The following is a 12,486-nucleotide window of genomic DNA, read 5'->3' as shown; positions in this document are numbered from 1 at the left end:
CAATCTTTGGCGGGCATTGGGCTCGCCTGACCACCCAGCCTATTGAGCTAGGCAGGAGGTGTTCCATGAGGTGGATTACCCGTGAACGACCCAAGATCGATCGGGTTGCTTGTCCTTGGCTGATCACTCGCTTTATCGATCCACAGGCCGAGTTCTTGTACGTACCCAGCGGTGATGTGCTGCGGATTGCAGCTGAGAAAGATGCGACACCCTACGACATTCCGGGCGTAGAGCTTACCCATGAGGGTGAGTTGTGCAGCTTCGACGCGTTTGTGAAGAAGTACCAGCTCAATGAGCCCGCCTTGCAGCAGCTCGCGAAGATCGTGCGGGGAGCAGATACCTCTCGTCTGGATCTGACGCCACAATCGGCTGGGCTGTACGCCATCTCACTGGGGCTGTCGCAGCGATATTCCGATGATCATGAAATGCTTTCGCATGGACTGATCCTGTACGACGCGCTTTATGCCTGGTGCAAGGAATGCCAAGGTGAATCGCACAACTGGCCTCCTCAAATGTAAAGAGACCAGCTCGCACTGAAGCCCAGCCTAGCGCTGGGCTTTTGCCGTTTAGTGGCAGTGGTAGTCGTTCGTTTTATGGTTGCGATGGCAACCTTTTGAATCAGTACCACCACTATGCGCGAAGGCAGCAGCGGACGAAATCGAAAGTAAAGCGGCGATCAAAAGGGCAGACAGTTTCATCAGGGCTTGCTCCATGCTCATGTTTTTATACTCGTGAGACCTCTCACGCCTTGCAGAGTATGGCCAATTGCCTTCATCGAGCAAGCAACTTCCTCGCTGTTTCCCTGACATTCGATGAAAGGCTGAGTGCCTATTTCTTGAGCTGTCCCCGCCTCTAGTTTAGGATGTTGTGATATCCCCCTAGGGAGGATATAAGAACATCTATAAACGAGAAACTCGTTGCTCTCTTTCTTCGAGAAATGCTCGACAATCTAGTGGTCACACGCCTCTCCATGTGAGATTTCTCATGCTGAAAATCCTAGCCAACCGCACCTACCGTCATCTCTTTCTCGCCCAAGTAATCGCGCTCGTAGGGACTGGACTCGCCACCGTCGCGCTGGGGCTACTGGCATTCGATCTTGCGGGCGCCCAAGCGGGCGCCGTCCTCGGTACAGCCTTGGCGATTAAAATGACGGCCTACATCGGCGTGGCGCCGATTGCCGCCGCTTTTGCAGAACGCCTACCCCGTCGAGCGATGCTGGTCTCGCTGGATTTGATACGTGCCGTGGTTGCACTGGCGTTGCCGTTCGTGACCGAAGTCTGGCAAATCTATGTGCTGATTTTCGTCCTTCAGTCCGCCTCGGCAGCGTTCACTCCGACGTTCCAGGCGACCATTCCAGACATACTGCCGGATGAGGACGATTACACCCGCGCCTTGTCGCTATCACGTCTCGCCTACGATCTTGAAAGTGTCGCCAGCCCAATGCTCGCCGCCGCGTTGCTGACCGTGATCAGCTTCCATAACCTGTTCGCCGGCACCGTCATCGGGTTCCTTGCCTCAGCGGCCTTGGTCGCCACAGTACTCCTGCCAAAGGCGAAACCGACGCCACGACGCAGCATCTACGAACGAACCACTCGTGGCCTGCGCATATTCCTGGCCACTCCTCGCTTGCGGGGGCTGCTGGCTCTCAATCTGACGGTAGCGGCTGCTAGTGCAATGGTCATCGTCAACACCGTAGTGCTGGTGCAGTCGCGCTTCGCTCTGCCTCAGAGTTCTACGGCATTAGCGCTGGCTGCGTTTGGTGGCGGCTCGATGGTCGCTGCCCTGGTCTTGCCTCGATTGTTGAAAAACATCAAAGACCGAACGGCCATGCTGTTTGGCGGAGGCATATTGGTCGCAGGCTTAGCGGTTGGCATCAACCTGACCACCTACAACTTTCTGCTGCCGCTGTGGATGGTGCTTGGGGTGGGCTACTCCTTGGCCCAGACTCCGAGCGGTCGACTGTTGCGTCGCTCTGCACATGCCGAAGATCGCCCGGCGTTGTTTGCCGCCCAATTTGCGCTATCCCATGCCTGCTGGTTGATTACCTACCCATTGGCGGGATGGCTGGGTGCCAACATCAGCCTCACGGCCTCGTTTGTTGGGCTCGTTGTCGTGGCAGGTAGCGCATTGGCGGTCAGCATCGTGATCTGGCGTCCGGCCCATGATCAAGAGAGTATCAGGCACAGCCATGAGAATCTGTCGGATGACCATACTCACCTGGACGGACACAGCGGCACCGATCATGAACATCCATATGTCATTGATGATCAACATCGTCGCTGGCCGAATAGGTAACCGCGTCAACACCTGCTTTAAGGCTGCTCCAGGCAAACTGCATGATTGGCCGCCAAAATCTGAAGAGACCAGCTCGCCCTGAAAGTCAGCCTGGAGCAGGCCGGTTCCTCGAAGCACTGCCGTGGGAGTACTGCGTGCTGCAAAGCAACGGCAGATATGCACTCCATCGCTCAATCCAGAATTCACGGATCGACTTGAACATGCCGGCTGATCGGTATGTTATTATGTAACTATAAAAATCAATGAGTGATGCCGCCTTGCCTCGCCTCTCTTCCCTTTTGCCCGCCGTGACCCTGACTTGGTTGGTGGCCGCCTCGGCCTTCGCCGAACCCCGTGTTCTAACCAGCATCAAACCGCTGCAACTCATTGCTGCGGCCGTGCAGGACGGTGTCGGGACACCTGATGTGTTACTACCAGCCGGTGCTTCACCTCACCATTACACGTTACGTCCTTCGGACTTGCGTCAGGTAAAAGAAGCAGACCTGGTTTACTGGATCGGGCCAGACTTGGAGGGCTTTCTGCCTACCGTACTTGAGGGCCGAAAGGGCAAGAGCGTGGCTGTGCAGGACATGCAGGGGCTGCACCTAAGGCATTTTGGCGAGGAGCATCGACATGACGACGAGCCTGTCGGAGATCAATCTGAGGGGCATGATGCAAAAGAGCAGGCAACAGAATTGCAGGTCGATAATCATGACCAACTTCATCGACCCGGTGCACTGGATGCCCACCTCTGGCTGAGACCTGAGAATGCACGGTTGATCGCCAAACACATGGCTTCGGATCTGGCTCTTGTCGATCCAGGCAATGCCGCTCGCTACCAAGCAAATCTGGATGCCTTCGAGCAACGCTTAAAAACCCTCGATATCAAACTAAAAGCGCGCCTCAAGCCGCTGGAAGGCAAACCGTTCTTCGTCTTCCACCAGGCTTTCGACTACTTTGAGGAGGCCTACGGATTGCAGCACACTGGAGTTTTCGCAATCAACGCCGAGGTCCCGCCTGGTGCACGCCACGTCGCAGAGATGCGAGAGCGCCTCAAGGCTGCTGGACCTACCTGTATATTTAGCGAACCACCCATGCGTCCACGTCTGGCGCAAACCTTGAGCGATGGCCTGCCAGTGCATTTTGCCGAACTAGATGCGCTGGGCTTTGGTCTAAAACCCTTGTCCAACAACTACGAGCAATTGCTGATGAATCTCAGCGATGGTCTTGCTGGGTGTCTTGATCAACTTTGAAATGGAATTATGCATACGATTGAGCCGAACTGGATGATGATCGGCACAATATTTCGGGCCATAGGTCATCGCCTTTTCAGTGAAGATACGCATCTATGGCTTTGATGGGATTGCCAGACATGTCCTGCGTCAGCTTCTGCGCGGCCTCAATCTCTTGTGGCGTCATTGAAGCGGTAATCCTATCGCGCTCTTCTAACGCAATGCTGTCAGGAGCGCTCGCGGCCGCCAGGCTAAAGAGCGCATAAGCTACCACGTGATTCTGCGGCACCCCATAACCATTGGCGTATAGCACTCCGAGGTTGGATCGAGCGAGGGCTGCCCCCTGCTCGGCAGCGAGGCGATACCACTTGATGGCCTCCTTGAAGTCCTGCGGCACGCCTTTGCCCTGGACGTACATCATTCCGAGGTTGGATTGTGCGGCAGCGTTGCCCTGTTCAGCTAAAGGTCGCCATTCACGTAAAGCGGCGGTGAAATCTCCTCGCTGAAAAGCCGAGAAACCTTCATCGAAACCTGCATAGACCGTGTTCAGAACACCAAGCAGCACAAGGTAAACTGGTACATGGCGGGCGTGCATGGCGAATCCTGATTTTGTCTTGGAGCACTATCGATAATCCTAGCAAAGAATCCACCCGTCACCTTTAAGCCATGATCCGTATACCTACTTAAGGGATGTGCTGGCGTGGCCTCCTCTACCGCGAGCGAGTGAAATTGAAGAATTGCCGCCGCATAAGTGCGAACCACAAGGGCGGCCCAAGGTTGCCGTGCGCTCAGGTACTACTAAATTGAGGTTTTTGGCCAGACCAGTAAATTCGGTTCATGGGCGAGTGCCTTTCCCTTAGCGGCCGAGTCAAAGTTCAACTATGACGCCATACTTTTACCGAGGAAATCAGGAGAATGGCGGCGAGCAACGGGAGGAGATATGTTGTCGGGATCAGACCTAGTAATTGCCCGCCGATGAATGTTCCTATGATGGAACCCGCTGCCATGACCAGTATGAATGGCCGTTGAGCGCGGATTATCGAAAAGCTCTGGTCGCGGCTGTATCGCGTGAAACCCACAATCATTGTGGGCAGGCTCACAGCAAGTGAAAGACTGCCAGCGAGCTTGATGTCAGCACCGAATAGTAGAACGATTGTGGGTATTAACAACTCACCGCCAGCAACCCCCATCAATGCAGCAACTACTCCGATACCGAAGCCAACCACGATCCCGACTATAGCCAGTGTCTCGCCTTGAAGCAGGGCGACCCCAGTTGCGCTTGCCTCATGGCCGAACAGCAAAGCAACAGCGATGCCTACGAGCAGCACTGCCAAAACGCGGTACAAGGTTTTACTCTTGAGCTTGGTTGCCCATCCCGCTCCAAACCAAGCACCCGCAAGGCTTCCAGCCAGAAGCGTGACGATGATGTCCCACCGTTCAAAGACCGCAGAGTAGGGAACGCTGAATGCGCGAAATGGAAGAGCTGTGGCTACCACCACGAGGCTCATGGCCTTGTTGAGAATGACAGCCTCCAACGCACCGAAACCAAACAATCCGATGAGTAGTGGCAGCCTGAACTCTGCGCCACCCAAGCCAATCAGCCCACCTAGGGCACCGATAATAGTGCCGCTACCAAATACTATTGGTTTGTTTTTTTCTCTACTTGAGGTCATTGCTCATTTTTCTTTTCAGCGCCCTGAAACTACAAAGCTAGACTAGGATCTTTCCTGGTCCTTCTGCCAAGCTAGATAAGTGTTCACTGGAGGGCGTCGGCTGAAGTGTTGCCGTAGCCCATCAAACAAAGAGTTCGCCAACGCTTGCTGATGGCGTGCGCTGACTAACCGCTGGCAGTCCTGTGCGTTAGGGATGGTCTGAAGTAGCCATGTATTTCCCCGGCATACCACCTAGCGCAACTTTTAAACTCGCCAAATGATCAAAAAACAATCAATTCGACGAGTATTTCTTACGTTTTCGCCACCCGGACCCCACTCCGGTGGCCATTTCCCGCATTACAGGCGCACCTCTCCTGCATTCGTCAGTAAATGTCGGCGCGCCATCCACAGGTTCGACAGAGCGAACAGTGTCACCAGTTGCGCCGTGTTTTTGGCCAAGCCGCGAAAGCGCACCTTGGTGTAACCGAACTGGCGCTTGATTACCCGGAACGGATGCTCGACCTTGGCGCGCACCTGAGCCTTGGCCTTTTCAATCTTGCGCTTGGCTTTGTACAGCACGCTGCGCTTATCGAGTTTTTTGTAGGTGCTGCGGCGTGCCGCCACCTGCCAGATAACTTCACGTCCTTCATGCTCGGGCCGCTTTTCGACACCGGTGTAGCCTGCATCGGCGCAGACCACGTTTTCGTCGCCATGCAGCAATTTGTCCACCTGGGTGACATCCGCCACATTGGCCGCCGTGCCCACTACGCTGTGCACCAGACCCGATTCGTCATCGGCGCCGATGTGGGCCTTCATGCCAAAATAATACTGGTTTCCCTTCTTGGTCTGGTGCATTTCCGGGTCGCGCTTGCCGTCCTTGTTCTTGGTCGAACTGGGCGCATTGATCAGCGTTGCATCGACGATGGTGCCCTGGCGCAGCGACAGGCCGCGGTCGCCCAGATAGCCATTGATGACAGCGAGGATGCCGGCCGCCAGCTCGTGTTTCTCCAGCAAGCGGCGGAAGTTGAGAATGGTGGTTTCGTCGGGGATGCGCTCCAGGTTCAGCCCGGCAAACTGGCGCAGGATCGTGGTTTCGTACAGCGCTTCCTCCATCGCTGGATCGCTGTAGCCGAACCAGTTCTGCAGCAGATGCACACGCAGCATCGCCATCAACGGGTAGGCCGGACGGCCACCTTCACCTTTCGGATAATGTGGCTCGATCAAAGCAATCAAGCCCTTCCACGGCACCACCCGATCCATCTCGATCAGGAACAACTCCTTGCGGGTTTGCTTGCGCTTGCCAGCGTACTCGGCGTCGGCGAAGGTCATCTGCTTCATCGGGAAACTCGGTGGGTGGGGTCGCGGTATTTTGCCAAATCAGAAAGTCTTTTTCAGAGTTTCCCTAGGCTGACAAGCCAAGCGCTGGATCGCAACCATCCATCACCTTATCCAGCTAGATCTGCCTCCTCCAATAAGTGCCGCACAAATCCCGGCGGGTGCAGATTTCCGGGAGGTTTGCGCCAGATCAGTTGGAGACGCTTTTCAAGCCCCGGGATGGGAAGAGCTACCAGCGCGCCACTGCGAACTTCGTCTTGTACTGCGGAAGCCATCACCAACGACACGCCGAGTCCCGCCCTCACTGCTTGTTTGACTGCCTCGGTGCTGCCTAGCTGCATACCGCTGCGAGGCACGCCCAGTTCGCCAAAGTATTCGGTCAGAAGCCGTCCGGTACCGCTACCCGGTTCACCTCCCAGCATCGGCAGGTCCACCAGACGATCACGTTCTATGCACCCTGCTTCAGCCAGCGCATGGTCGGGGCTGACGATAAGCACCAGCGGCTCGACCCGCCAGAGGCGGTGTTCGAAGTCGGGGTGAGGTAGCCACCATTCCATGATCGCGGCGTCGAGCTGGCCCGCCAGTAGCTGGTCGGCCACATCCGGGTTGGCGGCGATGCGCAGATCCACCTCGCCCCTCTCATTTGCGGTCGTCAGATAGTTGCGCACGAATGGCTGGAGAAGGTAGGTGCCGATGTTGGAGCTGGCCCCGACGCGCTCACGATTGCCATGCAGGGCTTCTAGCGCCCGGGCGTGCATGTCGAGCAAGGCGGTCGCATGCGGCATGAAGGCCAGCGCCCGTGTGGTAGGCTGGCAGCCGCTACGACTGCGCTGCACCAGCGTTACGCCGACCTGCTCTTCAAGCTTCTGCAAGTGCTGCGACACCGTCGGCTGGGCCAGCCCCAACGCCCTCGCCGCGCTCTGAAAACTGCCTGTTTGAACGATCGCTACCAGGCTCTTCAGCCAGACCGGATTCAACATGCGGCAGGCTCGGCCTTGGGCAGACGGTTCGCAGCGTTGATTGGGCGCGCACCTGCCAATACCTGGATGATGTTCTGCGCTGCACAACGTTCAATCTCCAGGCGCACCGCGCGCACTGCCGACCCTATGTGCGGAGTGAACAGCGTATTCGGATGCGCGAGCAGCGCAGGATCGATCAGCCGCGGCCGGTCCGCGCGAGCCCAGTCTTCCATTTCGAATACATCCGCCGCATACCCGCCGAGCTGGCCTCGCTCAAGCGCCGCGAGCACGGCGGCTTCATCCACTACCGAACCACGACAGGGGTTTACAAGCAGAGCGCCCGGCCGTACGAGGGCAAGCAGCTCGGCGTTGACCAGATGCTGGGTATCGGCATTCAAGGGAAGCGCCAGCAGGATGAAGTCCGAGCTGGCGAAGAGTTCGCTGCACGCCACCTGGCGCAGGCCGAGCCGTTGCTCGGTTTGTGTATCCAGAGCCTTCGCCTCGTGGTACTGCAGGGTCGCGCCCCATCCCTGCAAGCGATCAGCCATGGCCAGTCCGATGGCGCCCATGCCAAGGATGCCGACCGTAGCGTTATCCAGCCCCGTGCCGTAGAACTGTGGTTGCCAGCCCTGGAACTCGCCAGAGCGGACGAACGCATCTGCTGCCCGCAGATGCCGCCCCAGCCCCACCGCCAGTCCGATCGCCAGCTCGGCAGTCGGGACCGTCAACAGATCAGGCACGAAGGTCAGCCAGACCCCGCGGGCAGTACAGGCGTCCACATCGAAATTGTCGAAGCCCTTGAGCGCGCAGCCGACTACACGCAGCTCAGGGCAGGCTTGAAGAAAGTCTGCATCGACCCGATCGGGCATGAACGCCATCATCGCCTGAGCATCGCGGCAGCGGCGCAGAATTTCCTCGCGCGTCAGCGTGCTGTCGGTCTGGTTGGTCATCAGCTCGCAATGTGGCGCCAGCAGTTGCAGGATCTCATCGTGTACTCGGTGAGTTATAACGAGTTTCGGCAGCATGGTTTGTCCTATTTGAAACGTTTGCGCAGCACGCCACTGAAGGCGTCTACTAGCGTGACCATGGCCAGGATGACCAGCAGGATTGCTGCAACCTCCTGGTACTGCATGATGCGCAGCGAGCCCATGAGTTCGAAGCCGATACCGCCGGCGCCAACCATGCCCATCACGGTGGAGGCGCGAAAGTTGTATTCCCAGCGGTAGATCGCCACGTCGGCGAACTGCGGCGTCACCTGTGGCAAAACCGCGTGCAGCAGCACTTGCATCGGCGTAGCCCCCGCCGCCCGAGCGGCTTCCACCGGCGCTTCGTCGACGTGCTCGATGGCCTCGGCGAAGAACTTGCCGACCATGCCGACCGAATGCAGACCCAGGGCAAGCACGCCCGGCAAGGCGCCGAACCCTACGGCTGCAACGAAGATGATGCCCATGATCAGCTCCGGCACCGACCGCAGGGCATTGAGCAGCACCCGGGCAACACCGAACACAAGGGGGTGCGGCGCCGTATTGCGCGCTGCAACGAAGGCCACCACCAGCGAGAACACCACTGCGATGGCCGTACCGGCGATGCTCATCGCCAAGGTGTCGATCAAGGGGCGAATCCAGCTTCGATAGCCCGAAAAGTCTGGCGGCATGGCCTCGCCTGCCAGGGTCGCGATGGAGGGCAGCCCGTTCAGCAGCGTGGTGGCATCGAGCAGCCCCACGTACCAGCAGGCCAACAGCACCACTCCGAATACAATCGCCACCTGCCCCAGCTGGCGCCACCAACCGAGGCCGAAGCCTCGAAGGATGTGCTCGCGTTGCTCTGCAGGCAGCGCCTGCACGTCGTAATGAGTAGACATATCGGTGCTCACATCGTGGCGAAGTCGAGGCCGAGCAGCGATCCCATGTTGCGGATCACATCGTAGTCGGCGTCGGTGATTGGCGCGAAGGCCTCGGCCTTGAAGTTGCGCAGCACTTCGGGATCGTCGATACCGACGAATACATCCCGCACCTTGGTTTTCAGCTCGGGGCTCAGGTTCGAGCGCATCGCCCAGGGGTACTGGGGGTATTCGCCGCTGTAACCAAGTACTTTCACCTTGCTCGGATCGATTAGGCCACGTTCGGCTACGTGATTGAAAATTACCTCCGACAGCCCACCCGCATCGGCGTTGCCGTTCGCCACGTTGACGGCAACGGCGTCATGCGTGCCCACAAAATGTTGTTCGTAGTCCTGCCCACCCGTCAAATCGGCCGTCTCAAGAAGCACGGTTTTGGGAATCAAATGGCTGGACGTCGATGCCCGGTCACCATAGGCCATCTTCTTGCCCTTAAGGTCGGCATACTCATTCACGCCTGACGCCACATTGGCGATAATCACCGAGCGATAGGTCGGCTTGCCGTCGATGACCATGGCAGCGAAGGGCTCGATGTCGCTTTTGCTTTTGGCCATGACGTAGGACAGCGGACCGAAATACGCCAGGTCGATACGGCCAAAGCGCATCGCCTCAATCATCGAGGAATAGTCGGTGGTTACGATCAGCTGCACCTTCTTGTCCAGATGCTCTTCCAGATAATCCTTCAGCGGCTGGTTACGCTTGATCAGCTCGGAGGCGTTTTCGTCCGGCAGCAGGGCAACCTTTAGCACATCCGGATCGGCATCGGCCGCTAGGGCGGACAAACTTGAAACAGCGGACAGCAAGCAAGTCAATAAGAGCGCGGATAAGCGTTTCATCGGGACATCTCCAGTGAAGGTTCGAGCATGACAGGTGGTTCAGCCGGAGCATTCGCTGGCTGAGTCGTAGAGCGGCCTGCATAGATGCGCTCAAGCTGCGCATCGGTGAGTTCCGAGGGCGCGGCATCGAAAACGATCTGAGAATCGGCCAGCCCGACGACGCGATCGGCGAAGCGGCGGGCATATTCGAGTTGATGCAGCGAAACGATGGCGGTGATGCCGTCTTCCTTGCAGATGTCGCGCAGCAATCCGAGAACACGGACCGAAGTGGCCGGGTCGAGACTGGCTACCGGCTCATCGGCCAGAATGATCGCCGGCTGTTGCGCTAGCGCACGCGCGATGCCTACCCGCTGCTGCTGGCCACCGGACAGTTTGTCCACCCGGCTTAGCGCCTTGTCTGCCAGACCGACCCGAGCGAGGCAACTGAGCGCAATCTCCTGATCGGCACGCGGCAGAGGAAACAGCGAGCGGAGCGTGTTGTGAAAGGCCAGCCGACCGGTAAGCACATTAGCCAGTGCGCTTTGACGTTCGATTAGCTGGTGGTGCTGAAAGATCATGGCGGTACGCCGACGATGCTGACGCAAGGCCGAGCCGCTGCCGAGTTCACCGAGTTCGCTGGTGACACTGCCGCCAGTGGGCGTGACGAGTCGATTGAGACTACGGAGCAAGGTCGACTTGCCTGCGCCCGAGAGACCAAGCAGCACGGTGAACTCACCACGCCGAAATGCAATCGAGGTATCGCGTAGGGCTGTCACGCCGCCTGGATAGACGACGCTCAACCGGTCGACCCGCAGCACGGCGTCCTGTATCGGATGGGGCGTCATTTGATCACCTTTCGCAATATTGCTGGCCGCACAATTGCGGTTCGCGATGCAAAGGGTAGAAATTCCTTGTTACCGCACTGCTTCTAAAGGATGACATTTCGATGAATACTTCGAATCTGCCGTAGCGGGGCGGCAAGCGAAGCCGTGGAAGAACGGGCGCAACGTAGCGTCTTTCTTCACGCGGGATACAGGAGGCTTTGATTGATACTGCTGCGGATTCGCTACAGTAACGTTGGGCCAGAACGTAATGCCATCCAAGCAAGAGAGCGCACACTAGCGGACTATAGGAGACATTCTATTCTTGCCCGTCGATTGACCTAGGCCGTTATGTGGCTGGTCGAAACCTTCAGGTGCCGCCCAACTAGACGTCTGTTGTCGCGCCCAGCTTAATGCTAGGGAAACTCTGAAGAAGACTTCCAGATTTTGGCAAAATACCCGGATTCCACCCACCGAGTTTCCCGATGAAGCAGATGACCTTCGCCGACGCCGAGTACGCCGGTAAGCGCAAACAAACCCGCAAAGAGTTGTTCCTGATCGAGATGGATCGGGTGGTGCCGTGGAAGGGTTTGATTGCCTTGATCGAGCCGCATTATCCCAAGGGTGAAGGCGGTCGTCCGGCCTATCCGCTGATGGCGATGCTGCGCGTGCACCTGATGCAAAACTGGTTCGGTTACAGCGATCCAGCGATGGAAGAGGCGCTGTACGAGACCACCATCCTGCGCCAGTTCGCGGGGCTGAGCTTGGAGCGTATCCCCGATGAAACCACCATCCTCAACTTCCGTCGTTTGCTGGAGAAGCACGAACTAGCCGCCGGCATCTTGGCTGTCATCAATGGCTATCTGGGCGACCGAGGGCTGTCGCTGCGCCAAGGCACGATCGTCGATGCCACGCTGATCAATGCGCCGAGTTCGACCAAGAACAAGGACGGTAAGCGCGACCCGGAAATGCATCAGACCAAGAAGGGTAACCAGTACTGTGTGTCACGAACACAGGTCAGATGACCTGTGCTGCTGTGCCGAAGATGGAAGTAGGCCTTCCGAAGTCGGCTTGCAGGAGCGGACTTCAAACCACCCGGTGCTGCTGCATCCAAAAGGTGTGGTGGTGAGCGACCGAGGAAAAGTCATCCCTGAGGATGGCAGGTGAGTATGGAGAAGATGAGCGAAAGCAAACCGTCCGATGACGCATCGTTATGCCCAAGGTGCTGCCGAAACTGAGGTGGAGTACTGGCTTCAGGACAAGTCGGGGCGTTACCTGCTTACGGACCCGATGGCAGCCGGTGTATAGGCGGCATGATCTTCATACAGGCTTTGGTACGGAACGTGAGAACCTTGTTCCAGATGCGAAGGAAAATGACAAATGGCCAACACCATGAGGAAGAATACCGATGCTGGAACGAGGGGCGGAGCCTCCCGTAGTAGCGATGAAGCCTCTGTAATGGAGGTGGAGCGAAGGGGCGGCGTTATCCGGCCGACGAGCG

The 12,486-nt window shown here is 57.6% G+C and carries 12 protein-coding genes and 1 pseudogene; 4 read left to right on the top strand and 9 right to left on the bottom strand.

What is annotated here, in order from left to right:
* Window positions 1-65: 65 nt before the first annotated feature.
* Window positions 66-518 carry a chromate resistance protein ChrB domain-containing protein gene (locus RHM69_RS21025; protein ID WP_019821364.1) on the top strand — a complete coding sequence of 151 codons (453 nt, stop codon included), beginning with the start codon at window positions 66-68 and terminating at the stop codon, window positions 516-518.
* Between the two features lie 48 nt (window positions 519-566).
* On the opposite strand, the gene RHM69_RS21020 is transcribed toward RHM69_RS21025, so the two are convergent.
* Window positions 567-698, bottom strand: coding sequence for a YHYH domain-containing protein (locus tag RHM69_RS21020; RefSeq protein ID WP_094030665.1), 132 nt, complete (start codon window positions 696-698; stop codon window positions 567-569).
* Window positions 699-984: 286 nt separating this feature from the next.
* Between RHM69_RS21020 and RHM69_RS21015 the strand changes: the two genes are divergently transcribed.
* Window positions 985-2,295 carry an MFS transporter gene (locus RHM69_RS21015; protein ID WP_019821365.1) on the top strand — a complete coding sequence of 437 codons (1,311 nt, stop codon included), beginning with the start codon at window positions 985-987 and terminating at the stop codon, window positions 2,293-2,295.
* Between the two features lie 242 nt (window positions 2,296-2,537).
* Complete coding sequence (znuA, locus tag RHM69_RS21010) at window positions 2,538-3,527, top strand: zinc ABC transporter substrate-binding protein ZnuA (RefSeq protein WP_019821367.1); 990 nt, start codon at window positions 2,538-2,540, stop codon at window positions 3,525-3,527.
* A gap of 76 nt (window positions 3,528-3,603) precedes the next feature.
* On the opposite strand, the gene RHM69_RS21005 is transcribed toward znuA, so the two are convergent.
* From RHM69_RS21005 to phnC, 8 genes are all read right to left on the bottom strand, one after another.
* The gene (locus RHM69_RS21005) at window positions 3,604-4,101 is read right to left on the bottom strand and encodes a tetratricopeptide repeat protein (RefSeq protein ID WP_019821370.1); all 498 of its coding nucleotides are present in this window, start codon (window positions 4,099-4,101) and stop codon (window positions 3,604-3,606) included.
* A 280-nt stretch (window positions 4,102-4,381) separates the two neighbouring features.
* Window positions 4,382-5,179, bottom strand: coding sequence for a sulfite exporter TauE/SafE family protein (locus RHM69_RS21000; protein ID WP_019821372.1), 798 nt, complete (start codon window positions 5,177-5,179; stop codon window positions 4,382-4,384).
* Between the two features lie 336 nt (window positions 5,180-5,515).
* Complete coding sequence (locus RHM69_RS20995) at window positions 5,516-6,496, bottom strand: IS5-like element IS1384 family transposase (protein ID WP_010466230.1); 981 nt, start codon at window positions 6,494-6,496, stop codon at window positions 5,516-5,518.
* 107 nt (window positions 6,497-6,603) lie between these two features.
* Window positions 6,604-7,473, bottom strand: coding sequence for a LysR family transcriptional regulator (locus tag RHM69_RS20990; protein ID WP_010466239.1), 870 nt, complete (start codon window positions 7,471-7,473; stop codon window positions 6,604-6,606).
* Window positions 7,467-8,477 carry a phosphonate dehydrogenase PtxD gene (gene ptxD / locus RHM69_RS20985; RefSeq protein WP_003118429.1) on the bottom strand — a complete coding sequence of 337 codons (1,011 nt, stop codon included), beginning with the start codon at window positions 8,475-8,477 and terminating at the stop codon, window positions 7,467-7,469. Before ptxD ends, RHM69_RS20990 begins: the two co-directional genes overlap by 7 nt.
* Window positions 8,478-8,485: 8 nt before the next feature.
* Window positions 8,486-9,313, bottom strand: a complete 828-nt coding sequence (phnE, locus tag RHM69_RS20980) for a phosphonate ABC transporter, permease protein PhnE (RefSeq protein ID WP_010466252.1) — start codon at window positions 9,311-9,313, stop codon at window positions 8,486-8,488.
* Window positions 9,314-9,321: 8 nt separating this feature from the next.
* A complete protein-coding gene (gene phnD, locus RHM69_RS20975) occupies window positions 9,322-10,185 on the bottom strand; it encodes a phosphate/phosphite/phosphonate ABC transporter substrate-binding protein (RefSeq protein ID WP_010466255.1) in 864 nt (287 codons plus the stop codon).
* Complete coding sequence (phnC, locus tag RHM69_RS20970) at window positions 10,182-11,009, bottom strand: phosphonate ABC transporter ATP-binding protein (protein ID WP_003118432.1); 828 nt, start codon at window positions 11,007-11,009, stop codon at window positions 10,182-10,184. The genes phnD and phnC overlap by 4 nt, the downstream gene beginning before the upstream one ends.
* A 461-nt stretch (window positions 11,010-11,470) precedes the next feature.
* Here phnC and RHM69_RS20965 point away from each other — a divergent pair.
* Window positions 11,471-11,983: pseudogene (locus tag RHM69_RS20965) on the top strand (IS5-like element ISPre1 family transposase); the annotation flags it as partial.
* Window positions 11,984-12,486: the final 503 nt, after the last annotated feature.

It is taken from the genome of Pseudomonas sp. CCI1.1, assembly GCF_034348165.1.
Lineage (GTDB): Bacteria > Pseudomonadota > Gammaproteobacteria > Pseudomonadales > Pseudomonadaceae > Aquipseudomonas > Aquipseudomonas paracarnis.
The sequence above is the reverse complement of the archived record's forward strand: the minus strand, read 5'-3'. Positions and strand labels throughout refer to the sequence as shown.

What these genes read in the sequence shown, in the direction of transcription:
- RHM69_RS21025 (WP_019821364.1), top strand. Translation starts at nt 66, where the DNA reads ATGAGGTGGATTACCCGTGAACGACCCAAGATCGATCGGGTTGCTTGT.
- RHM69_RS21020 (WP_094030665.1), bottom strand. Translation starts at nt 698, where the DNA reads ATGAAACTGTCTGCCCTTTTGATCGCCGCTTTACTTTCGATTTCGTCC.
- RHM69_RS21015 (WP_019821365.1), top strand. Translation starts at nt 985, where the DNA reads ATGCTGAAAATCCTAGCCAACCGCACCTACCGTCATCTCTTTCTCGCC.
- znuA (WP_019821367.1), top strand. Translation starts at nt 2,538, where the DNA reads ATGAGTGATGCCGCCTTGCCTCGCCTCTCTTCCCTTTTGCCCGCCGTG.
- RHM69_RS21005 (WP_019821370.1), bottom strand. Translation starts at nt 4,101, where the DNA reads ATGCACGCCCGCCATGTACCAGTTTACCTTGTGCTGCTTGGTGTTCTG.
- RHM69_RS21000 (WP_019821372.1), bottom strand. Translation starts at nt 5,179, where the DNA reads ATGACCTCAAGTAGAGAAAAAAACAAACCAATAGTATTTGGTAGCGGC.
- RHM69_RS20995 (WP_010466230.1), bottom strand. Translation starts at nt 6,496, where the DNA reads ATGAAGCAGATGACCTTCGCCGACGCCGAGTACGCTGGCAAGCGCAAG.
- RHM69_RS20990 (WP_010466239.1), bottom strand. Translation starts at nt 7,473, where the DNA reads ATGTTGAATCCGGTCTGGCTGAAGAGCCTGGTAGCGATCGTTCAAACA.
- ptxD (WP_003118429.1), bottom strand. Translation starts at nt 8,477, where the DNA reads ATGCTGCCGAAACTCGTTATAACTCACCGAGTACACGATGAGATCCTG.
- phnE (WP_010466252.1), bottom strand. Translation starts at nt 9,313, where the DNA reads ATGTCTACTCATTACGACGTGCAGGCGCTGCCTGCAGAGCAACGCGAG.
- phnD (WP_010466255.1), bottom strand. Translation starts at nt 10,185, where the DNA reads ATGAAACGCTTATCCGCGCTCTTATTGACTTGCTTGCTGTCCGCTGTT.
- phnC (WP_003118432.1), bottom strand. Translation starts at nt 11,009, where the DNA reads ATGACGCCCCATCCGATACAGGACGCCGTGCTGCGGGTCGACCGGTTG.